20 protein-coding genes are annotated in these 21829 nt (G+C 68.8%); 15 read left to right on the forward strand and 5 right to left on the reverse strand.

The features are described 5' to 3' along the window. Positions 1-4: 4 nt before the first annotated feature. From AVMA1855_RS13740 to AVMA1855_RS13750, 3 genes are read right to left on the reverse strand one after another with little or no spacing between them, the layout of a single operon-like run. Positions 5-556, reverse strand: a complete 552-nt coding sequence (locus AVMA1855_RS13740) for a penicillin-binding protein activator LpoB (protein ID WP_272567619.1) — start codon at positions 554-556, stop codon at positions 5-7. A 23-nt stretch (positions 557-579) separates the two neighbouring features. Further along, complete coding sequence (locus AVMA1855_RS13745; protein WP_284426129.1) at positions 580-4629, reverse strand: tetratricopeptide repeat protein; 4050 nt, start codon at positions 4627-4629, stop codon at positions 580-582. Then, complete coding sequence (locus tag AVMA1855_RS13750; RefSeq protein WP_502870335.1) at positions 4565-7423, reverse strand: bifunctional glycoside hydrolase/polysaccharide deacetylase family protein; 2859 nt, start codon at positions 7421-7423, stop codon at positions 4565-4567. The genes AVMA1855_RS13745 and AVMA1855_RS13750 overlap by 65 nt, the downstream gene beginning before the upstream one ends. Positions 7424-7785: 362 nt before the next feature. Between AVMA1855_RS13750 and galE the strand changes: the two genes are divergently transcribed. Then, positions 7786-8793: a UDP-glucose 4-epimerase GalE gene (galE, locus tag AVMA1855_RS13755; protein WP_284426131.1), complete on the forward strand. Its 1008-nt coding sequence runs from the start codon at positions 7786-7788 to the stop codon at positions 8791-8793. Positions 8794-8805: 12 nt separating this feature from the next. On the opposite strand, the gene AVMA1855_RS13760 is transcribed toward galE, so the two are convergent. Next, complete coding sequence (locus tag AVMA1855_RS13760; RefSeq protein WP_284426132.1) at positions 8806-10134, reverse strand: dicarboxylate/amino acid:cation symporter; 1329 nt, start codon at positions 10132-10134, stop codon at positions 8806-8808. Between the two features lie 151 nt (positions 10135-10285). Between AVMA1855_RS13760 and AVMA1855_RS13765 the strand changes: the two genes are divergently transcribed. The 11 genes from AVMA1855_RS13765 to tatC all read left to right on the forward strand — a co-directional run bounded on the left by AVMA1855_RS13765 (position 10286) and on the right by tatC (position 17060). Beyond that, positions 10286-11167 (forward strand): D-hexose-6-phosphate mutarotase, encoded by an 882-nt coding sequence (locus AVMA1855_RS13765; RefSeq protein WP_284426133.1) that lies wholly within the window; start codon positions 10286-10288, stop codon positions 11165-11167. A gap of 36 nt (positions 11168-11203) precedes the next feature. Beyond that, positions 11204-11983, forward strand: coding sequence for an imidazole glycerol phosphate synthase subunit HisF (gene hisF, locus AVMA1855_RS13770; RefSeq protein WP_284426134.1), 780 nt, complete (start codon positions 11204-11206; stop codon positions 11981-11983). Then, positions 11980-12582 (forward strand): hypothetical protein, encoded by a 603-nt coding sequence (locus tag AVMA1855_RS13775; protein WP_284405144.1) that lies wholly within the window; start codon positions 11980-11982, stop codon positions 12580-12582. The genes hisF and AVMA1855_RS13775 overlap by 4 nt, the downstream gene beginning before the upstream one ends. Before the next feature lie 104 nt (positions 12583-12686). Further along, positions 12687-13094, forward strand: a complete 408-nt coding sequence (hisI, locus tag AVMA1855_RS13780) for a phosphoribosyl-AMP cyclohydrolase (protein ID WP_487090342.1) — start codon at positions 12687-12689, stop codon at positions 13092-13094. A gap of 11 nt (positions 13095-13105) precedes the next feature. Continuing rightward, positions 13106-13525, forward strand: a complete 420-nt coding sequence (locus AVMA1855_RS13785) for a phosphoribosyl-ATP diphosphatase (RefSeq protein WP_284426135.1) — start codon at positions 13106-13108, stop codon at positions 13523-13525. Then, entirely contained in the window at positions 13522-13905 is a 384-nt protein-coding gene (locus AVMA1855_RS13790) for a DUF4870 family protein (protein WP_272567628.1), read from the forward strand. The genes AVMA1855_RS13785 and AVMA1855_RS13790 overlap by 4 nt, the downstream gene beginning before the upstream one ends. Beyond that, complete coding sequence (locus AVMA1855_RS13795) at positions 13898-14932, forward strand: patatin-like phospholipase family protein (RefSeq protein WP_284426136.1); 1035 nt, start codon at positions 13898-13900, stop codon at positions 14930-14932. Before AVMA1855_RS13790 ends, AVMA1855_RS13795 begins: the two co-directional genes overlap by 8 nt. 53 nt (positions 14933-14985) lie before the next feature. Further along, on the forward strand, positions 14986-15345 hold the full coding sequence (locus AVMA1855_RS13800; RefSeq protein WP_284405146.1) for a histidine triad nucleotide-binding protein: 360 nt from the start codon (positions 14986-14988) through the stop codon (positions 15343-15345). 104 nt (positions 15346-15449) lie between these two features. Further along, a complete protein-coding gene (gene tatA, locus AVMA1855_RS13805) occupies positions 15450-15698 on the forward strand; it encodes a Sec-independent protein translocase subunit TatA (RefSeq protein WP_284396782.1) in 249 nt (82 codons plus the stop codon). Between the two features lie 21 nt (positions 15699-15719). Further along, positions 15720-16211, forward strand: coding sequence for a Sec-independent protein translocase protein TatB (tatB, locus tag AVMA1855_RS13810; protein WP_284396785.1), 492 nt, complete (start codon positions 15720-15722; stop codon positions 16209-16211). A 57-nt stretch (positions 16212-16268) separates the two neighbouring features. Next, complete coding sequence (tatC, locus tag AVMA1855_RS13815) at positions 16269-17060, forward strand: twin-arginine translocase subunit TatC (RefSeq protein WP_272567636.1); 792 nt, start codon at positions 16269-16271, stop codon at positions 17058-17060. A gap of 298 nt (positions 17061-17358) precedes the next feature. Here tatC and AVMA1855_RS13820 read toward each other — a convergent pair whose 3' ends face one another. Next, positions 17359-18513, reverse strand: coding sequence for a S1C family serine protease (locus tag AVMA1855_RS13820; protein ID WP_284426137.1), 1155 nt, complete (start codon positions 18511-18513; stop codon positions 17359-17361). Positions 18514-18813: 300 nt separating this feature from the next. Here AVMA1855_RS13820 and AVMA1855_RS13825 point away from each other — a divergent pair, with 300 nt between their 5' ends. The 3 genes from AVMA1855_RS13825 to AVMA1855_RS13835 all read left to right on the forward strand — a co-directional run bounded on the left by AVMA1855_RS13825 (position 18814) and on the right by AVMA1855_RS13835 (position 21798). Next, on the forward strand, positions 18814-20136 hold the full coding sequence (locus tag AVMA1855_RS13825; RefSeq protein WP_284426138.1) for an MFS transporter: 1323 nt from the start codon (positions 18814-18816) through the stop codon (positions 20134-20136). Positions 20137-20237: 101 nt separating this feature from the next. Continuing rightward, positions 20238-20645, forward strand: coding sequence for a GFA family protein (locus AVMA1855_RS13830; protein WP_272551375.1), 408 nt, complete (start codon positions 20238-20240; stop codon positions 20643-20645). A 199-nt stretch (positions 20646-20844) separates the two neighbouring features. Further along, positions 20845-21798 (forward strand): ADP-ribosylglycohydrolase family protein, encoded by a 954-nt coding sequence (locus tag AVMA1855_RS13835; RefSeq protein WP_284426139.1) that lies wholly within the window; start codon positions 20845-20847, stop codon positions 21796-21798. The last annotated feature ends 31 nt before the right edge of the window (positions 21799-21829 follow it).

Raw genomic sequence — 21829 nt, forward strand, 5'->3', positions numbered from 1 at the left:
GGCTTCAGCGGGCTCGGGACAGGCCGGAATCCAGCAGGTCGCGGATCAGCTTTTGCGCCACGCCGGAGAGGGCTTCGCGGCTCCAGCCGCTCTTGCCGCCGGTGCCGCTCCAGATTGTGTCGCCGGAGGCCACATCGATGATCTGCAGCGTCACGCCCGCGGCGGGCTCGCCGTCCACGCCGACCTTGTAGCGCCATTCGTCCACCGCCCCCGTGAGGGCGTATTTCGCCTGTTGCTCGCGTGCCCAGGCCAGCACTTCCTGCTGGCGCTTGGCGTCGCCCGCATCGAACAGCGCTTCCTGCTGCGTGGTGGTGGGATAGCGCTGGATGCGGCCCACGCCGCGCGCGTGCAGCAGGGCCTGCGCGATGGCTTCGGCGCGGTTGCCGGCCAACGGAGTCTCGGTGTGGTTGGCGAACGGCAGCACCACCCACGTGGCATTGCGCTCCAGCGCGGGGGGCTCGCCCCGGTCGATGGTGGAGCAGGCGGCCAGCAGCAGCAGGGCGCCGCCGGCGGCGAAAACTTGCAGGCGTTGCAGCAGGGTGCGGTGGTGTTGCATGGTGGATTCCTTTGGAGACGACATCAGAAATGGAGACGGTAGGTGAACAGCAGGCTGCGCGTGAGGCCCTGCAGCTGCAGGCCCGACTTGCCCACGCCCCAGCTCAGGCCCAGGTGGTCGGAGCCGAGCACGCTGCCGGCCATGCCCAGGCGCAGCTCGTAGCCCGGGCCGAGCACGCTGTGCCAGGTGCGGCTGGCCGTGGCGAATGGCAGCAGGGCGCGCGTGTATTCCTGCTCGTAGCGCATGTTGGTGGACACCTGCAGGCCATAGAAGCTGAAGCTCTCGGGCAGGAAGAAGTCCTGCCCCAGCGGGCCGGCGTTCACGGGCACGTAGCGGCGCACTTCCAGGTCCCGCGGTGCGAGCGTGTTCAGGTCGCGCCGCGAAAAATCGTGGTGCGACCAGAACGCGCCGAACTCCAGCAGCGGCGTCTCCTGCCGGTAGGTGTGCGTGTAGTTGATCGACGTGTGGCGGCCGCTGCCCAGCGAGGCGCCGGTCTGCAGCGTGTAGCGCTCGTCGGCATAGCCGATGGTGAACTGGTCCTGCCGCGTGGCCTGGTAGCGCAGGCTGGCGCCGGCGCGGTCCTTCATGCCGGCGATGCGCAGCGCCAGGCTTTCCTGGCTGGGCAGCTGCATGCCGAGTTCCATGCGCAGGGTCAGCCGGTTGTCGATGCGCTGCTCGTGCTCGACCTGCAGCGGCGTGTAGGCCAGAAAGCTCTCGCGGCGGCCGGCGCGGAACATCGTCTCGCCGTCGGGATGGCGCCAGCGCACCTGCACGTCCAGCGCACGCTCGTCGGGCGGGTTGCGCACCACGAGCGCATTGGTGGCATGCCGGCGGATGCTGATGAAGTTCACGTCCATGGCCAGCCGCGGGCTGATGGCGATGTGGAACACCGCGTCGGCCTCGCTCTCGTCCATGCCGCCCAACTGCTGGAACTGCAGCTTCGTGCCCGCGTGGTCGCTGAAGGCCAGCAGGCTTTCGGTGAGTTGCAGATGCAGGGGCTGGTCGTCGTGCTGGTCCTGCTGGGCGTCGAAGGCGGCGGTCTGCGCGAGGCGGATGTCGTTCACGGCGCGCGCCGCGTTCACGCGGTCGTAGCGGGGCAGGCGTTCGTCGAACTCCTGCAGCAGCTGGCCGGTGGCGGCCTTGTCGTCTTCGGCCAGCGCGACCGTGATCTCGGCCCACAGCGGGCGATTGCTGCGCACGCCGCGGCTACGGGCGTACTGGTGCCACAGGAAGCCGCGCTCGGCCGTGTATTCGCCGGCGTCCTGCAGCCAGCCGATGGCCGTCTCGGCCGCCGCGTTGGACATGCCGCCCTGGGCGTCGCGGTCCAGTCGCAGCAGTTCACGCAGCACGTCGACCGAGGGGTCGCCGGGCCGCTGCGTGAGGAACAGCCGGGTACGGGCGATGCGCCGGGTCTGGTCCAGGCCCTCTTCGGTGAGCCAGCGCTGGCGCGCCTGCGCGGACGTGAGGCGCACGCCGCCGTCGCCCTTGCGCACCGACTTCCATTCGCGCGACAGCAGTTCGCGGCGCAGCCGCCACGAGCGGTCGGACTGCTGGTTCTGGTCCAGCGCATCGGCGTAGTTCATGAGCCACAGGAAGTCGTCCTGGTGCTCCCGCAGGTGTGGCGTGAGGTAGCGGTCCAGCGCCACCTGCGGCAGCGACAGGGCCTGGTAGGCCGCCGCCAGCGCATCATGCACATCGCTGTCGCGTGCCCAGCTGCGCTCCTGTGTGGCCAGCAGGGTGCGCAGCGAGACGGCATCGTTGCTGTCGATGAACAGCCACATCAGCGCCTGGCGCATTTCCGACGAATCGGGGCTCAGCCGCAGGCCGGCTTCGAAGTGCCGGCGTGCCTCGGGCAGGTTGCCGGTGTTCTGGTAGTAGGTGCCGGCCAGCCGCAGGAACTCGGGAATCTGCCAAAAGCGCGCCAGCGAGCGCCGGGTCGCCGTGGGGCTCGCGTCCAGCTGGGCGAGCAGGGGGCCGAACGCCTCCCACCGGCTGCGGCCCGAATACAGCGCCAGGGCCTCGACCAGGTAGCGCGGCTCGTCGAACCGCTGCCAGGCCAGCACGGACACGCGCGCGGCTTCCAGCGGCTGGTCGGTGATGAGCAGGCGCACCAGGGCGTCGAAGTCCGACACGTCCGTGCCCTTGGTTTCCACCAGGCGCCGGTAGGCTTGCACGGCCAGGTCGTTGCGTTCGCGGCTCTCGGCCAGCTGGCCCGTGAGCCGCCAGAAGTCGGTCTCCATGTCCTGCGCGGGCAATTGCTGCTGCTGGGCCGTCTCCAGCCACTTCAGGCCTTCGTCGGGCCGGCCGTGGGTGAGGGCGAGGATGGCCGCGCGCATGGCGCGGGCGGGTGTCACCTGGGCCTTGTCGGCCAGCAGGCGGCGCCAGTTGTCGAGCGCGAGGGTGGGCTGGCCCGCGCGTTCGGCGAGGTTGGCCAGCAGTTCCACCGCTTGCGGGCTCTTGGCGTGGTCCTTCAGGTAGTCGATGGCGGGCTGCGGCTCGCCGATGCGCTCATAGGCATCCACCAGCGCGCGCACCAGGTTGAAGTCGTCGGGCCGGCTGCGCAACTGGTGGCGCAGGGCAAGCACCAGGGCGCCGTCGTCGAACTGGCCCGGCGCCAGGCGCAGCACGGCCTGCCAGGCGGCCTCCTTCTGCGTCTGCCGGGCGATGAAAAGCCAGTTCTCCAGCGCCGGGGCGGGGCGCTGCGTCCATTCGGACACCTGGGCCAGCCGCTCGCGCCACGCGAGGTCCTGCGGCTGCTGCTGCACGGCGGCGTTGGCCAGCGCCCAGGCGTCGTCCAGCTTGCGGTTTTCGAGAAAGACCTCGTAGCCCAGCGTGTAGATCTTGTCGTCGAAAGGCAGGCCGGGCGGCGGCACGTTGCGCGGCGCGGGCCGCGCGGCAGGGGTGGCCGGTGCGGCGGCGGTTGCTGCGGGCGTGGGTTCTGCCGCCTGCGCCATGCGCTGCAGGCGCCAGGGCCCGGCAGGCACGGTGTCGGGTGCTTGCAGGCGCAGCCACGGCGGCACCATCAGGTGGGCGCCATCGTCGTACCGGTGCAGCGGCGCGGCCGCTGTAGCGGGGCTCGTCAAGGGGCGCAGCAGGGCGCCCACGGGCCGCATGGCTTCGGCATCGTCGCCCTGGGCCAATGCGCTGGGCGGTGCCGGCCAGGGCGGGCTGAGCGAGATGCGCAGCAGGCGCCGCACATAGCGGTCCGCCACCGCCGGCTTACCGGCCGCCCGGGCCAGGTTGGTGATCATGAGCAGCGTCTGCGGGTCGTCGGCCAGAGGGCCGATCTCGCGCTCGGCCAGGGCCAGGGCGGCCACGGGCTGGTTGCCCGACTGCAGCGTGCGCACGGCGGCCAGGTAGTAGGCCTTGGCCTGTTCCGGGTCGGGCGTGACCTGGCGCGCCAGCATGTACAGCTCGGCGCTGCCCGCGTAGTCGCCCGTGCCCAGTGCTTCCTTGGCGGCCCGCTCGTACAGGCGCGCAGCCTCGCGCGGGTCTTTGGCCTCCTGCGCCAACTGGCGGCTCATGGCGACGCCGGTGGCGCGGTCTTCCATTTCGGCCGCGCGGCGGGCCAGCAGCAATTGGCGGTCGGCGGGCCACTTTTCCTTGGCCAGGGCCTGGAGCTGGCGCTTGAGGCCCTCGCGCTGGGCTTTGCGGCGCTCGGTTTCCTTCTCGGGCGTGCGTTGGTATTCGGCGTACGACAGGTCCCACAGGCTCCACAGCGCGTCGCGGTGCAGTTCCGGGTCGCTGGAATCCAGCGCGGGCTGCAGCGTGGCCCGCGCGTCCGCCATTTCGCCCACGGCGATCTGGCGCTGCGCCAGCAGCAGGCGCAGGCGGGGGTTGTCGGGATCGCTGCGCAGCAGATTGGTCAGGTAGGCCACCGACAGCGCGATGTCGGTGGTCTCGGACAGCCGGCGCTCCAGATCCTGGCGGGGGTACAGCAGCCACAGCCCCCCGCCGACCATGCTGGCCAGCAGGGCGATCAGCCACGAAGGCGCCAGGACGGGGCGCTCAGCGGGCTGGGCACTGGAGCTGGATTTGCGCAGCAGCATCGGCGATCCGGAATTGTTGGACATCCGGGCCGGCCGGAGTGGCCGCCCGCGTGGGTGTGAGCAGTTTCTGGTTGGCGCGCACCTGGCAGTTACCGGCCGCCGCCACGCTGAACGCGAGCGGGGCGTAGGCCTTTAGCGTGAACTCGGTGCGCGCGCCCTGGTCGCGCACGTTCCAGTCGCCGAGCCGGCCGTTGGCATCGAACAGGTAGGGGCCCTGGGCCACCGCGGCGGGCGTGCTGGCCGTGGCCGCAGGCGCCGCGGCGCCGGCCTCCGCCGCCGCGCCACGGGTCTGCACCCACGCCGCGCCGCCGGTCAGATGCACGTAGGTGCCCTCGGCGCCGGCGCGGTAGCCCGCCACGCCCTGGCTGCCCTGCACCAGCGGCGTGCCGAGCACGGAGGGCAGGCGCAGCGTGCGCAGCTCGCCGTCACCGCGCACGCGCCAGCCCGCGCCGTCGCGCGCCAGCGCGTAGGTGTGGAAGTCGCGCACCTTGCGGATGAACTCCGAGGCGAACACCGGGTGCAGCGGCTGGGCCACCGCCCAGTCGTACACCTTGCGCAGCACGTTGAGACCGGCGCGCTTGGTGGTGGAGTACACGTGGTAGTAGATGTCCACGGGCTTGATGCGGCGGGGCGTTTCCGTCATCTCGAAGCTCTGCAGCACCTGCTCGTAGCCGTAGTAGGGGCCGCGCCACAGGTTGGTGTAGATGTTCTCGTTGGTGATGGGTGCGTACACCTGCAGGTAGCCGTTCTTCTGGATGCCGTGCGCGCCCACCGCGGTGAGCGAGGGGTTGGTGCGCGTGATGGACGTGTCGCCGCCGTTCATGTTGAGCAGGCCCGCCCGTTCGGTGATCTCCAGCGCCTCGGCGCCGGGCGCGGTGTCGCCCGACCACAGCAGGATCTTGACCTTCTTGTCCGGCGGCGCCAGCCGGGTGTTGATGTATTCGGTCGAGCCTACGATCTCGCGTTTCAGGTCCATGGTGTAGCCGGGCACGTCCAGGCTCATGGCGGCTTCCGAGTTCTCGCTGAACAGCCCGTGGCGCACGCTGCGGTCCCACAGGAACGGGTGCGAGTAGGTGTGGCTGGCGATCTCCACGTGGGGCAGGCGGAACATGCGCCGCGCGATGTCCTCCAGTTCCTTGCTCATCTCCGGGTGCAGGCCGTGCGGCGCGATCTCGGCCTCGATCACGGACATGGTCTGCGGCACGGTGCGGTATTTTTCGAACACTTCCTTGAGCAGCACCAGCCCGGCGTTGGGGCTGCCCGGCAGTTCGGCCAGGGAGGGGAAGCCGTCGCCGTCCACGTGCGAGAACATCAGCCGGCGGCCGTTCTCGGTGGTCACGTCCGGCACCGGAATGGGTGGCAGGCGAAGCGCCTGCGTGAGGAAGGCGAAGGGGTCCACCACCCAGCGTGCGTAGTCGGTGCCCGGCACCTCCACCACGACGAAGGGGTCCACCACGAAGCCGCCCCAGGGCATGATCGCGCCGCCGACGAAGGACTGGCCGCGCTGATCCTTGAACTCCACCAGGGAGCGGCCCGCCTGCACCGGCACGCCGTTGCGCATGACGGGCTCGAACTGCGCCCGGGCCGCCGGTTCCACCGCCATCTCGAAGCCCATCATCGGGTCCTGGACCACGGGATTCTGCGTGCCGCGCGGTGGCGAGGCATTGCCCTGGATGCCCAGTTTGTCGTTGAGCTGGCGGTCCAGCGCGAAGCCGAAGTTGCCGAACACCGCCAGGGGCGTGCGCTCGGCCAGCCGGGCCTGCAGCCACTGGTTCATCGCCTTGGTGCGGGTCTCGGGCAGGAAGCCGGAGAACCACGTCACGATGCCCGCGTAGCGGTCCTGGTACACGCCGGCAGGCAGTTCGTTGCGCACGTCCGCATAGTCCACCACGTAGCCCATGTGGTTGAGCGGCATCTGCAGGAAGCGGTGGGCCGCGGCGTAGTTCAGCGCCGGGCTTTCGCCGCCGTAATAGACCACCAGCACCCGCCGCGGCACCACCTCGATGCTGCCGATGCCGACGGTGTGCACCTGGCTGTCCGTCACCCAGGGGATGAAGCCCAGGTCCTTGATCTTCTGTGCCGTGGCGCGCGTCAGCTCGCGGTCCGCGGGCGGCACGTAGTCGATGGCCAGTACCGGCAGGCCGTCGCGCTCGCGGATCGTGCGCAACTGGCCCAGCAGCCATTCGCGGTCTTCCGCCTTGACGGGTTCGTAGCGCTGGGCGCCGGCGTTCCAGCCCTGGTAGAGCGACTCGGCCGCCACCATCTGGATCTTGTCCTTGACGCGCGGCACGACCTCGAAGCCCCGGTTCAGGATGAGCTTGATGCCCGGAAAGCGCTGGTGCAGCAGTTCGATCACCCGGACGATGCCGGCCTGCTGCGCTGCCTCGTCGAACTGGTTGGCGAGCCGGTACGAGTCGAGGGTGTCCAGGAAAAAGCCGCGGTAGCCGCTTTGCCACAGCGGGCCGACCACGCGGGAGGCAAAGAACTCGGGCCAGTCGGCCGGCGTCTGGTCGATCACCTCGGAATTCCAGGCGCCGTTGCGGGCCAGCTTCCATGCAGCGGGGATGTCGCCGTAATAGGGGCGGGACGACTGCACCTCCGCCACCGAGACGTAGGCATACAGCTCGCTGCCGCCTTGGCGGTAGGCCACGGGGTCCTGGCCATGGCCGGGTTCGACCACCACGATGTCGAACACCTTCAGCTCCGACAGCGGGGCGGTCGGACCGTAGTGCAGCGCCACCGCCGGCGCAGCAGCCCAAGCCCAGGCCGGCAGCACCAGGAATAGGCTTAAAAACAACAGTCGAAGCGTGGTTGGCACGATGGATCGAGGGTGGGGACGCACAAGATGAAGCGGTTCGGATGCAGGGGATCTCGTTCGGATCATTGGGCCTGGCATCGTGGAAGCGGTGACTCTTCCGATTGAATGTTGCTACTTATAGACACATTGGCGCGGAAAAGGGAGACGGATACACCCCCGCATTAAGAAAAACAATCGAAACAATAGGTTTCATATGTGCATATTCCACACCGAAGTTCAGCACCGGGTTAAATACCAGCACGGCTCCATTTCCCCATCTTGACGGCTGGCAGGGTTTTGTGTTTTCCCGCCGACTTCTTTCGCGCGGCGCCCGGCACGGTACGCGGGGCTCGGGCATCCGGTTTCAAAAAAGGAGAAATTTTGTGATCCTCGTCACAGGCGGGGCCGGCTTCATCGGCTCCCACACTTGCGTCGCGCTGGCAGCCGCCGGCATTCCCTATCTCATCCTCGACAACTTCGGCAACAGCCGCCGCTCGGTGCTGGACCGCCTGGCCCGCATCACGGGTGCGACGCCCGAGTGCATCGAGGGCGACGTGCGCGACGAGGCCCTGCTGGCGCGCATCTTTGCCGAGCACCCCATCGAGGCCGTGGTGCATTTCGCGGCGCTCAAGGCGGTGGGCGAGTCGGTGCGCCAGCCGCTCGCCTACTACGACAACAACGTGGCCGGCACCGTGGTGCTGCTGCGGGCCATGCAGAAGGCGGGGGTGCGGTCGCTGGTGTTCTCCTCGTCGGCCACGGTGTACGGCGAACCGGCCTCGGTGCCGATCCGCGAGGATTTCCCCCTGTCGGCCACCAATCCCTACGGCTGGACCAAGCTCATGATGGAGCAGGTGCTGGCCGACGTGGACGCGGCCGAGCCCGGCCAGTGGCGCATCGCGCGGCTGCGCTACTTCAACCCCGTGGGCGCCCACGAGAGCGGCCTGATCGGCGAAGACCCGCAGGACGTGCCCAACAACCTGCTGCCCTACGTGGCCCAGGTCGCCGTCGGCATGCGCGAGAGCCTGAGCGTCTACGGCGACGACTACCCCACTCCCGACGGCACGGGCGTGCGCGACTACATCCACGTGTGCGACCTGGCCGACGGCCACGTGGCGGCGCTGCGCTATCTGCGCGAGCACCCCGGCCTGCTCACCGTGAACCTGGGGACGGGCCGGCCCGTGTCGGTGCTGGAGATGGTGCGCGGCTTCGAGCGCGCGAGCGGCCGCCCGGTGCCCTACCGCGTGGTGGCGCGCCGGCCGGGCGACGTGGCCCAGTGCTGGGCCGACCCGGCGCTGGCCGAGCAACTGCTCGGCTGGAAGGCCCACCACGGCCTGGACCGCATGTGCGCCGACGCCTGGCGTTGGCAGGACGGGGCGGCGCGCACGCTCTGACGCGCCGCGGTCTCAGGCCGGCGCTTGGGCCGGGACGCCGTCGCCGCGCGGCGCATCGGGCTCGGTGTCCAGCGTGGCGGCGTGCACGGCCGCCTCTTCCTCGGACAGCAGCGCGCCTTCCCACTTGGCCACCACCGCCGCGGCGATCGAGTTGCCCACCGCGTTGGTCGCCGAGCGGCCCATGTCGAGGAAGGTGTCCACGCCCAAAATCAGCAGCAGGCCCGCTTCGGGAATGTTGAAGTGGTTGAGCGTGGCGGCGATCACCACCAGCGAGGCGCGCGGCACGCCCGCCAAGCCCTTGGAGGTGAGCATCAGGATCAGCAGCATGGTCACCTGCGTCTCCAGCGGCAGGTGGATGCCGTAGGCCTGCGCGATGAACAGCGTGGCGAACGTGCAGTAGATCATCGAGCCGTCGAGGTTGAACGAGTAGCCCATCGGCATCACGAAGCTGGAGATGCGGCGCTTCACGCCGAACCGGTCCAGCGCGTCCAGCAGCTTGGGGTAGGCCGCTTCCGAGCTGGCCGTGGCGAACGACAGCAGGAACGCCTCGCGGATGTTGCGCAGCAGCACGATGATGCGCCGGCCCAGGGCCAGGTAGCCGGCCAGGATCAGCACGGCCCACAGGATCACCAGCGCCAGGTAGAAGTCGCCCATGAACACGGCGAACTTCAGCAGGATGCCCAGGCCGTTCACCGCCACGGTGGCGGCCATGGCCGCCAGCACCGCCACGGGGGCGAACTTCATCACGTAGCCGGTGATCTTGAGCATCACGTGCGACAGCTCCTCGATGCCGCGCACCAGCGTGCGGGCCTTCTCGCCCAGGCCCGCCAGGGCGATGCCGAAAAACATCGAGAACACCACGATCTGCAGGATCTCGTTGTTGGCCATGGCCTCCACGAACGAGCGCGGCACCAGATGGTTCACGAAGTCCTTGAGCGTGAACTTGGACGTCGCCAGGTGCGCGGACTGCCCCGCATCCGGCAGCGCCAGCCCCATGTTCGCGCCCGGCTGCAGCACGTTGGCCAGCACCAGGCCCAGCAGCAGCGACACCAGCGATGCCGTGAGGAACCACCCCATGGCCTTGGCGAACACCCGGCCCACCGACGACGCATCGCCCATGTGGGCGATGCCCACCACCAGGGTGGAGAACACCAGCGGCGCGATCAGCATCTTGATGAGGCGCAGGAACACGTCCGACGCGATGGAGATGTAGCCCGCGATGCGCGCGGCTTCCTCCGGCTGGAGCACGTTGGCGTGGATCAGGTGGCCGATCACGATGCCGAGCGCCATCGCGACGAGGATGCCGACCGCGGGCGGGAGCTTTCTTTTCTTGGGCTGCATGGGTGACAGGGCGCGGCCGGTGGGCCCCGAAAGGGGGATCCGGCGATGCACCGATTTGGGGAAAACCCGCGATTGTGCTGCATGCGGGACGCCGCCCTGCCACCGGCCCCGCGCCCCTGCCCGGCGTGTGGCGGGCTCCTACAATCGCCGGATGACCGCCACTCCGCCCGTGCCGCCCTCCGCGCGCTCCGTGACCTTCCATGGCCTGCCCGCGCTGCAGCTGGCGCTGCCGACGGGCGAGACCGCCACCGTCGCGCTGCAGGGCGCCCAGGTGCTGTCCTGGACCGGCCGTGACGGCGCTGAGCGGTTCTTCCTGAGCCCGCGCGCCGCCCTGGACGGCCACTCGCCGATCCGCGGGGGCGTTCCCGTGTGCTTTCCCCAGTTCAACCAGCGCGGCCCGCTGGCCAAGCATGGCTTTGCGCGCACCTTGCCCTGGCGGGTGGAGCACAGCGAGGCCGATGGCGACAGCGGCAGCGATGGCCCCGTGGCCCGCGCCGTGTTCGCGCTGGACGACACGCCCGAGACGCGGGCCTGGTGGCCCCACGGCTTCGCGGCGCGCCTCACGGTGGCGCTGTCCGCCGAACACCTTCTGCTCGACCTGTCGGTGCGCAACACCGGCACCACGGCGTGGGATTTCACCGCTGCGCTGCACGGCTACTACCGCGTGAGCGACATCGCCGCCACCCGCGTAGAGGGGCTCGATGGCTGCGCCCGCTGGGATTCGGTGGCCGACGTGCATTCGGTGCAGCAGGGCCCCGTGGCGTTCGACGGCGAATACGACTGCATCTTCTCGGCCGCGCCCGCGCCACTGCGGCTGCACGCGGGCGACCACGCGCTGACCCTCGCGCAAAGCCCGTCCTGGGGCAACACGGTGGTCTGGAACCCCGGCGCCGCGCTGTGCGCCAAGCTGGCCGACCTGCCCCCCGACGGCTACCGGCACATGGTGTGCGTGGAAGCCGCCTGCATCGACCAACCCGTGCACCTGGCGCCCGGCGCCGGCTGGTCGGGCTGGCAGCGCCTGGGGGCCGGCTGAGCCGCCCCTTCACCCGTTTCTTTCTTCGGACTTCCCATGCTTGCCAAACGCATCATTCCCTGCCTCGACGTGACCGGCGGTCGCGTGGTCAAGGGCGTCAACTTCCTCGAACTGCGCGACGCGGGCGATCCCGTCGAGATCGCCGCGCGCTACAACGGCCAGGGCGCCGACGAGCTGACCTTCCTGGACATCACCGCCACCAGCGACGGACGCGACCTCATCCTGCACATCATCGAAGCCGTGGCCAGCCAGGTCTTCATTCCCCTCACCGTGGGCGGGGGCGTGCGCACGGTGGAAGACGTGCGCCGCCTGCTGAACGCGGGCGCCGACAAAACGAGCTTCAACTCCGCAGCCATCGCCAACCCGGACGTCATCAGCGCTGCCTCGGCCAAGTACGGCGCGCAGTGCATCGTCGTGGCCATCGATGCCAAGCGCCGCCAGGGCGAGGACGTGCAGGCGCGGGGCGAGGGCTGGGACGTGTACAGCCACGGCGGGCGCAAGAACACCGGGCTGGACGTTTTGCAATGGGCCACCGAGATGGCGCGGCGCGGCGCGGGCGAGATCCTGCTCACCAGCATGGACCGCGACGGCACCAAGTCCGGCTTCGACCTGCAGCTCACCCGCGCCGTGAGCGACGCGGTCAGCGTGCCGGTGATCGCCTCGGGCGGGGTGGGCAACCTCGACCACCTGGCGGACGGCGTGCAGCAGGGCGGGGCCGATGCCGTGCTGGCCGCCAGCATCTTCCACTATGGCGAATACACCGTCGGCCAGGCGAAGGCGCGCATGGCCGAGCGGGGCATTCCGGTGCGGCTGTGACGGGCCGCACCCGGGGCCGCGCCCGCCTCGCGGCGGGGATCTGCACGGTCCTTTTCGCCGCCGTGCTGGCGGGCTGCGCGCAGGGTCCGCGCTCTGCGGGCAGCACGCCGGCGCCGTCCTATGCCTCGGGCTACTTCGACCGCGCGCCTTGCGCCGACCGCATCGGCCGCTGCTTCGACGCCACCATCGGCGGCCAGCCGGTGGAGGTGATCGCCACGCGCGAGGAGTTCGAACGCCTGCGGGCGCAGCTGCGCGCCCTCGACGGTGGCGTGCGCGACGTGTACTGGACCGTGCGCCGCCCCCTGGGCAGGGCCGCGGCGCTCGATGTGGAGACGTTCGCCAACGCGTTCGGGCGTGCCCATGTCGGCGAGCCCCGCGAGGAGGCCGACGTGACGGTGTATGCCCTCGACGGGCAGAACCTGGAGAGCGAGACCGAGCACGTCGCCAGCCCCGACGTGCGCATCGGCGGCCGCCCGGCCGTGGTGCAGCAGGAGACGCTCACGCAGGACACGCTGCCCCCCGGCCGCTACGCCTTCGCCATCAAGTACCTGGGCCGCACCAACTGGGACCGCAAATGGGTGTTCCTGTCGGTGCAGTGAGGCCCGCATGCCTTTTTGCATGAAAATGGCCTTCAGTGCAATCGATACTAGGGCGTTGTGCTATAAAAATAATAGCAAAACAGGCCTTTCCCGCAGTGCAGCAAATGACCGAGAATGACTCCATGAACTGGCTCGACGAAGTGAAATGGGATGCGCAGGGCCTGGTGCCCGCCATCGCGCAGGAGGCGGCCACGGGCGATGTGCTCATGTTCGCGTGGATGGACCGCGAGGCCCTGGCCAAGACGGCCGAACTGGGGCGCGCGGTGTATTTCAGCCGCTCGCGCGGCAAGCTGTGGTTCAAGGGCGAGGAGTCGGGCCACGTGCAGACGGTGCACGAGATCCGCCTGGACTGCGACAACGACGTGGTGCTGCTCAAGGTGACGCAGCTCGGCCACGAGCCGGGCATCGCCTGCCACACCGGCCGCCACAGCTGTTTTTTCAGCGTGCTCAAGGACGGCGCCTGGCAGGCGGTCGATCCGGTCTTGAAAGACCCCGAGTCCATCTACAAATAACGGCAATGCCCATGACCATTCCCCTCAACGACGCCCCGGCTGCTCCGCAGGCCCGCCCGTCCGAAGACGCGCTTGCGCGGCTGGCCGCCGTGATCGAAAGCCGCAAGCCCGCCCATGGCGGCGATGCCGACAAGAGCTACGTGGCGCGGCTGCTGCACAAGGGGCCGGACGCCTTCCTCAAGAAGATCGGCGAGGAAGCCACCGAGGTCGTCATGGCAGCCAAAGACGTGGACCATGGCGCCGACCCGTCCAAGCTGGTGTACGAAGTGGCCGACCTGTGGTTTCATTCCATGATCGCCCTCGCGCACTACGGCCTGACCCCGGCCGACGTGGTGGCCGAGCTGGAGCGCCGCGAGGGCACCAGCGGCATCGAGGAAAAATCCCTGCGCAAGGCCCTGGCCCGCGCCAACGACGAAGGAGCCAACGCGTGAGCGACATCATCGACGTGGAGCCGAACGAGCGGGCCGAATCGCTCAAGACCGTGGGTTGGATCAGCTACTTCCTGCACCTGATCGTCGCCGTCGGCGCCGTCATCCCCGGCGCCCAGCCCGGGGCCCTGCTGCTGGTCATCGCCCTGGTCATCGACCTGGTCAAGAAAAGCGATGCCGAAGGCACCTGGCAGGCCAGCCATTTCTCGTACCGCATCCGCACCGTCCTCTGGGCCGGCGTGCTCTACGTGGTGACCGCGCCGCTGTGGCTGCTGTTCATCGCGCCGGGCTGGATCGCCTGGGGCCTGATCTCCATCTGGTTCCTGTACCGCATCGTGCGCGGCATGGTGGCGATGAACAAGGGTCAGGCGATCGATGCCTGAGGCAGCGGCCCCCGCAGCGCCGCGGCGGCTCAACCTTGCCCTGCAGGGCGGCGGCTCGCACGGCGCGCTGACCTGGGGCGTGCTCGATGCGCTGCTGGAAGACGGGCGCTTCACGCTCGACGGCATCAGCGGCACGAGCGCGGGCGCCATGAACGCCGTGGCCCTGGCCCACGGCTTCGCGCAGGCCGCCAAGGCCCACCGGCATGCCAGCGCCGACGCGGCGCACCGCGCCGGCTGCGAGGCGGCGCGCGCCACGCTGCGGCAGCTGTGGGAGGGCGTGGGCGCCATGGGCAGCCTGCTGTGGGGCGTGCCGCTGGCCTCCAGCCCCTTCATGGGCATGATGACCCAGTGGCTCTCGCCCTACCAGACGAACCCGCTGGACATCAACCCGCTGCGCCGGCTGCTGGAGCGCGAGGTGGACTTCGACGTGCTGAGCGCCGCGCGCCACCCCCGCGTCTTCGTGTGCGCCACCAACGTGCGCACCGGGCGCGGCGAGATCTTCTCCGGCAAGGCCCTGAGCGCCGATGCCGTCATGGCCTCGGCCTGCCTGCCCCTCATGTTCAAGGCCGTGCAGATCGGAACCGAGCACTACTGGGACGGCGGCTACTCCGGCAACCCGGCCCTGTACCCCTTGATCTACAACACCGAGTGCAGCGACGTCCTGCTGGTGCAGATCAACCCCATCGAGCATGCCGAGGTGCCCGACACCGCCTCCGAGATCATGGAGCGCATGAACGAGGTCACCTTCAACGCCAGCCTCCTGGGCGAGATGCGCGCCATCGAGTTCGTGCGGCGCCTGCTGGCCGAGGGCAAGCTGGATGCGCGGCGCTACAAGAGCGTGCGCATGCACCGCATCGACGGCGGCTCGCTGCTGGCGGGGTTCGGCGCCTCCAGCAAGACGCGGGCGGATCTGCCGTTCATCCGCCAGCTGTTCGAGCTGGGCCGCACCGCGGGGCAGGGCTGGATCCAGGCCCACCAGGCCGACGTCGGCGTGCGTCCCACGGTGAACATGGCCGACAATGCCTGACCCGGCGCCTCCAGCCAGGCCCCGTTTTTCCAGTTCCACCCCATCCCCCATCCATGCAGCACGATCCGAACTGCCTTTTCTGCAAGATCATCGCGGGCCAGATTCCCTCCAGGAAGGTGTACGAGGACGAAGACATCTTCGCCTTCCACGACATCCACCCCTGGGCGCCCGTGCATTTTTTGATGGTGCCCAAGGAGCATGTGCACTCCATGGCTGGCGTGACCGAGGCCCATGCCGGCGTGCTGGGCCGCATGATGGCGCTGGCCCCGCGCCTGGCGCTGGAGCAGGGCTGCAATCCCTATCCGGAGGGTGGATTCCGCATCGTGGTGAACACGGGCGCCGAGGGCGGCCAGGAAGTGCACCACCTGCACGTGCACGTGATGGGCGGCCCCCGGCCCTGGCTCAAGGGCTGAACCGGCGGCCGCCGGGAAGGGCGTGGAGCCCGGGCGCCGCAGGGATATGAACTTCCCCGTCATGCGGCGGGTCTAGAATGGTCCGTATTCGTTAGGAGATTGACATGGGTTCGTTTTCCATCTGGCACTGGCTGATCGTGCTGCTGATCGTGGTGATGGTGTTCGGCACGAAGAAGCTCAAGAACATGGGCTCCGACCTGGGCGGCGCCGTCAAGGGGTTCAAGGACGGCATGAAGGACGGCTCCGCGAGCGACGTGCCGCCGGCCACGCCCCCCGCAGGGCAGGTCGTCAACCACACCGCCGCCGACCCCAAGGGCACCACCATCGACGTCGAAGCCAAGCACAAGGGCTAAAGCCCTGCCGGCCCTGCTTCCATGATTGATATTGGCCTGTCCAAAATGGCGCTGATCGGCGCCGTGGCGCTGATCGTCATCGGCCCCGAGAAGCTGCCGCGCGTGGCGCGTACCGTCGGCACGCTGCTGGGCAAGGCCCAGCGGTACGTGGCCGACGTGAAGTCCGAGGTCAACCGTTCCATGGAGCTGGACGAGCTGCGCAAGATGAAGGAAACGATGGAAGGTGCCGCACGCGACGTGCACCAGAGCATCCACACCAGCGCCAGCGACTTCGAGAAAGACTGGAACAACGACTTTTCCGGCACCGCGTCCGGCACGGGCACCGACACCGGTGTGCCTTACGACGCCGCCGGCGACGCCAGCGTGGTGCCCGCGTACAAGCACCCCGGCAAGAACTGGCGCCTCAAGCGGGGCGCCACGCCGCAGTGGTACAAAGCCCGCAGCGGCGTGCGCACCAAGGCCCAGTCGGGCGCGGCGCGCGTGGCCCGCTTTCGGCCCCAGAAATTCCATTGATGGCTGCGCACCCCGCGCAGCCACCCGAGCGGGTGCAATGCCCGCCCCTCCTGCACCATGTCCGAAACCCCCACTAAAGAAGACGAGCTGGCCGGCACCGAACAGCCGTTCGTGCAGCACCTCATGGAGCTGCGCGACCGCCTGGTCAAGGCGCTGATCGCCATCGGCATCGCCGCGGGCATCCTGTTCCTGTACCCCGGCCCGGGCGCGCTCTACGACCTGCTGGCCGCGCCCCTGGTGGCGCACCTGCCCAAGGGCGCCACGCTGATCGCCACCTCGGTGATCTCGCCGTTCATGGTGCCGCTCAAGATTTTGCTGATGTCGGCCTTCCTGCTGGCACTGCCCGTGGTGCTGTGGCAGGTGTGGGCCTTCGTGGCGCCGGGCCTGTATTCGCACGAGAAGAAGCTGGTGCTGCCGCTGGTGGTCTCCAGCACGCTGCTGTTCCTGGTGGGCGTGGCGTTCTGCTACTTCTTCGTGTTCGGGCAGGTGTTCGCCTTTATCCAGGGCTTCGCGCCCAAGAGCATCACCGCCGCGCCTGACATCGAGGCGTACCTGAGCTTCGTGCTCACCATGTTCCTCGCGTTCGGCCTGTCGTTCGAGGTGCCGATCGTCGTGATCGTGCTGGCGCGCATGGGGCTGGTCAGCGTGGAAAAGCTCAAGGGCTTTCGCGGCTACTTCATCGTGCTGGCCTTCATCATCGCCGCCGTGGTCACCCCGCCGGACGTGGTGTCCCAGTTGGCCTTGGCCGTGCCGATGTGCCTGCTCTACGAGCTGGGCATCTGGGCGGCGCAACTCTTCATCCGGCACACCAAGGCGCCCGAGGACGAACAGGCGCAGGAACCCACCTGACATTGGACTGGGGCTGGGCAACGCCTGCGCGGCGTGCCTTGCCCTTGCGCGCTGCCGTCCGGTCGCATCGCCGATGGCAGGGCGTGATCGATTCTTCATTGCGACGCGTGATGCCACGCCAGGGGTTGCCTGCAGTGCGCTCCACGGCCTGTTCGATGGCCCGATCCGCGCCGGATGTTCACGTCGCGCCGGCGAGCCTTCAAGACCACGGTGCTACCCATGGGCCGCCCGCAAGGCCCATCCATCACCCATCCGTTTCAATCGTGTCCCGCGGCGGAGCCCCCGGGACAACGCCTCTTCAACGCTGTGGCTGAGGTGCCCGCTGCGGCCGGGGCCGGGTTCCGGGCACCACCTCCAGCTCCACCTGCGAATCGCCGCGCTGCAGCTGGAACGTGGCGGGCGTGCCGGGCTTGAGGGAGGCCACGGCGGTGAGCAGGGCGGAGACGCTGGCGGTCGGCTTGTCCTGCACCTGCACGATCACGTCGCCCGGGCGCATGCCGGCGCGGGCGGCGGGGCCGTCCTGCAGCACGCCCGTGATGATCACGCCCTCGGAGGCCTTCACGCCGAAGGTCTGCGCCAGTTCGGGCGACAGCTCGTTCGGCTCCACGCCGATCCAGCCGCGCGTGACCTGCCCGTCCTTCACGATGCCGTCCAGCACCAGCTTGGCGGTGGACACGGGAATGGCGAAGCCGATGCCCATGCTGCCACCCGAGCGCGAGTAGATGGCGGTGTTGATGCCCATCAGGTTGCCGTTCACGTCCACCAGCGCGCCGCCCGAATTGCCGGGGTTGATGGCCGCGTCGGTCTGGATGAAGTTCTCGAACGTGTTGATGCCCAGCTGGCTGCGGCCCAGCGCGCTCACGATGCCGCTGGTGACCGTCTGCCCCACGCCGAACGGGTTGCCGATGGCCAGCACATGGTCGCCCACGGCGAGCTGGTCGGAGTTGCCCAGCACTATCACGGGCAGCTTGTCCAACTGCACCTTCAGGATGGCCAGGTCGGTGTCCGGGTCGGTACCGATCACGGTGGCGCGCGTGCGGCGGCTGTCGGTCAGGGTGACCTCGATCTCGTCCGCGCCCTCGACCACGTGGTTGTTGGTCAGGATGTAGCCGTCCGGGCTGATGATCACGCCACTGCCCAGGCCGGTCTGCGCCTGCTGCGTGCCCTGGTCGCCGAAGAAGAACTGGAACCACGGGTCGTTGCTGCGCGGGTGGCGCACGGCCTTGCTGGTGTTGATGCTGACCACCGCCGGCGCCGCCTTGCGTGCCGCTGCGGCGAAGCTGCCGGGGGCGGGGGGCGCGGCCGGGGTGCCGGGCGCCTCGATGAGGGCCACCCCCGCACCGCTGCGCGTCGTGCCGCGCCGCAGCCAGTCCGGCTGGAGGGTGGCGACGACGAAATAGGCCGCGACGAGCACCGTCACGGTTTGGGAAAACAGCAGCCAAAAGCGCTTCATGGTGGGCAGTGATGAAAACCGGGGGAAAGGCGATTGTCGCCAGTTTGGGCCGGACCTTGGGCGAACCAAGCCGTGGGGCCGTCAGCCCGGGGTCAGCCCCGCAGGCGGGCCGCTCAGGGCAAACCCTTAAAATGCCGCAGCGACTGCCACCGCACCCCCTGTCCCGTTCTCCCCGCGCGGCCCGGCCCACCGGCCCCGCCGCCTGCAACACGCCCCATCCGGAATGCCTGCTGAACGCCGGCCGCGCACCGCGCCCGCGGTGCCGCGCAGTCCCGCCATCGATCTCTCCGGAACCTGTTCATGACTTCTCCTTCCCCCGCCGCCGGCGCCCTGGCCGCTGCGCCCCGCCGCCCGCTCACCCGCCACGACTACCAGACGCTGGGCCTGTCCGCCCTGGGCGGCACGCTCGAGTTCTACGACTTCGTCATCTACGTCTTCTTCGCCGCCGTGCTGGGCGGGCTGTTTTTTCCGGCCGACATGCCCGACTGGCTGCGCCAGCTGCAGACCTTCGGCATCTTCGCCGCCGGCTACCTGGCGCGTCCCGTGGGCGGCATCATAATTGCCCACTTCGGCGACAAGCTGGGCCGCAAGCGCATGTTCACGCTGTCGATCTTCCTGATGGCCGTGCCCACGCTGGTCATCGGCCTGCTGCCCACCTACGCCAGCATCGGCGTGGCGGCGCCGCTGCTGCTGCTGGCCATGCGCGTGCTGCAGGGCGCGGCCATCGGCGGCGAGATGCCCGGGGCCTGGGTGTTCGTGGCCGAGCACGTGCCCGCCAATCGCTACGGCCTGGGCGTGGGCACGCTCACGGCCGGCATCACGGGCGGCATCCTGCTCGGGTCGCTGGTGGCGATCGGCATCAACCGCAGCTACGCGCCCGCCGAGGTGCAGGAATTCGCGTGGCGCATTCCGTTCATCCTGGGCGGCGTGTTCGGCCTGGTGTCGGTGTACCTGCGGCGCTTCCTGCACGAAACGCCCGTGTTCCAGGAGCTGGCTGCGCGCCGCGCCGTGGCGCGCGAGCTGCCGGTCAAGACCGTGCTGCGCGATCACCGCGGCGCCATGCTGCTGGTGGCGCTGATGACCTGGGTGCTGTCCACCGCCATCGTGGTGGTGGTGCTCATCACGCCGACCTACCTGCAGAAGGTGTTCCACATTCCCGCCACGCTGGCGCTGGAGGCCAACGCGGTCGCCACGCTCACGCTCACCATCGGCTGCGTGCTCGTCGGCTGGGCCACGGACCGCTTCGGCACCCGCCCGGTCATGCTGGTGGGCTGGGGCGGGCTGGTGGTCACCACCTACCTGTTCTACACCGGCCTGCCGGGCACGCCGGCCTCGCTGGTGTTCAACTATGGGTTGATCGGCCTGTTCGTGGGCTCCATCGCGCTGCTGCCGATCGTGGGCGTGCGGGCGTTTCCGCCCGAGGTGCGCTTCACCGGCCTGTCCTTCTCGTACAACATGGCCTATGCGGTGTTCGGCGGCATCACGCCCATCCTCATCACGCTGTGGCAGCAGCACGACGTGCTGGCCAACGCCCACTACGTGGCGGCCATGGGCGTGCTGGGTTTCGCGCTCGGGTTCGTACCGCTGGCCTCGCGTGGCTGGCAGCCGGCGGCGAAGGCCTGATGCGGAAGGCTTGCTCCTCTGAGGGGCTGCCGTCAACGAACGGGCTGTTGGCTTCGCCATTGGTGGAACCAGAAGAGGTCGTCAAGACCAAGGAGTAGACGATGAAGATCGAAGGTGGGTGCTACTGCGGAGCAATCCAATACGAAGCGCAAGTTCAGCCCGGCACGACAACCGTCTGCCACTGCGACGATTGCCAGGCCCAGTCAGGGTCGGCCTTTCGCGCCAACATCGCCGCGCCCGCGTCCAGTTTTCGGCTCGTGAAGGGCACGCCCCGCACGTACATCAAGACAGCGGCCAGCGGAAACCAGCGCGTACTCGCGTTTTGCGAGGTGTGCGGCAGTTCGCTTTATGCGTGCGATGTGGACAGCCCCCAAACCTACTCGTTGCGGATCGGCACGGTGAAGCAACGGCAGGAACTCGGCACACCGCAGCGCCAGATCTGGACACGGCGCCGTCATGAATGGGTCGGCCTGCCTGACGGCGTCCAGTCTTTTGAAGGACAGCCTTGAGCTCGCGCTCAGGCACCAAACGGGCGCAATGAGCAGGTTACCGTCTCACTCTGCGCTTCAGACGGTGAAGGTATGGGGCTGGATTCGGCGAGCATGAGGCTCTGATCCGGCGGCGGAGGAAGCATGAGAGGGCAGTCCCGGCCATGGCCGACCGCTCGATGTACGCTCACATCCAATCCAAAGCCGAAATTCACGCTGAATGCCCGCGATACCAACCCATCCGCCCTCCAGGAAATCGCGCCTTCGCGGTGCGATCTACGGCCTGTTGGTCGGCGATGCGCTGGGGGTGCCTTACGAATTCTCCAGTGCAGCGGAGTTGCCCCGGCCCGGTCTCATCGAGATGGCGCCTCCAGCGCATTTTCAACGTGCGCACCCAGGCGTTCCCCCGGGCACGTGGAGCGATGACGGCGCACAAGCACTGCATTTGCTCAAGGTCCTTCTCGGTGGGCATGTGGCCATCGAGACCCAGTTGGCCGAGGGCTTGCAATCCTGGATGACCTCGGCCGAATTGACGCCCGATGGTCGCGTGTTCGATGTGGGAATCCAAACGCAGGAGGCGCTTTCCCGCCTTGCGCGGGGTGTTCCTCCCCATCAGAGCGGTCCCTATGAAGAGCGAAACAACGGCAATGGATCACTCATGAGAGTTCTTCCCGCCGCTTTGCTGCCCGCCGCCGACGACAGCGTTCTCATTGAACGCGCGCGCAGGCAGAGCCTTCCCACCCACGGGCACGCCAGGTCATTGCTCGCGTGCTCTCTGGCCACCCTGATTTCGGCACGGCTGCTGGAAGGCTCCACGCTGGTCCAGGCACTTGACGGAGCGCAGGACCGTCTCGAAGAGATGACCGTCGAGGGGGAGAGAGGCGAGCTTCGGGTTCTGCTGGATGGCCGCCTGGACGCTCCAACCGGAAGCGGCTATGTGGTGGACTGCCTCTGGTCCGCAGTGGCCGCAGTGCTTCGGACCCGCACCTTTGAGGATTGCGTGCGCTGCGCGATCTGCTTTGGCAACGACACGGACACCACGGCGTGCGTCGCTGGGGGATGGGCCGGGCTGCTGTATGGCGAGGAATCCATTCCATTGCGGTGGCGAGAGCAATTGCGAGGCAAGCATCTGGTGGAACCGCTGCTCGAACGCTTGATCGCGTGCTGGGACTGACTTCGGCCAGAACCCGGCTTCCCTCGATAGC

Origin of the sequence: Acidovorax sp. SUPP1855, from assembly GCF_030158955.1 — a bacterium.
Classification (GTDB): domain Bacteria; phylum Pseudomonadota; class Gammaproteobacteria; order Burkholderiales; family Burkholderiaceae_C; genus Paracidovorax.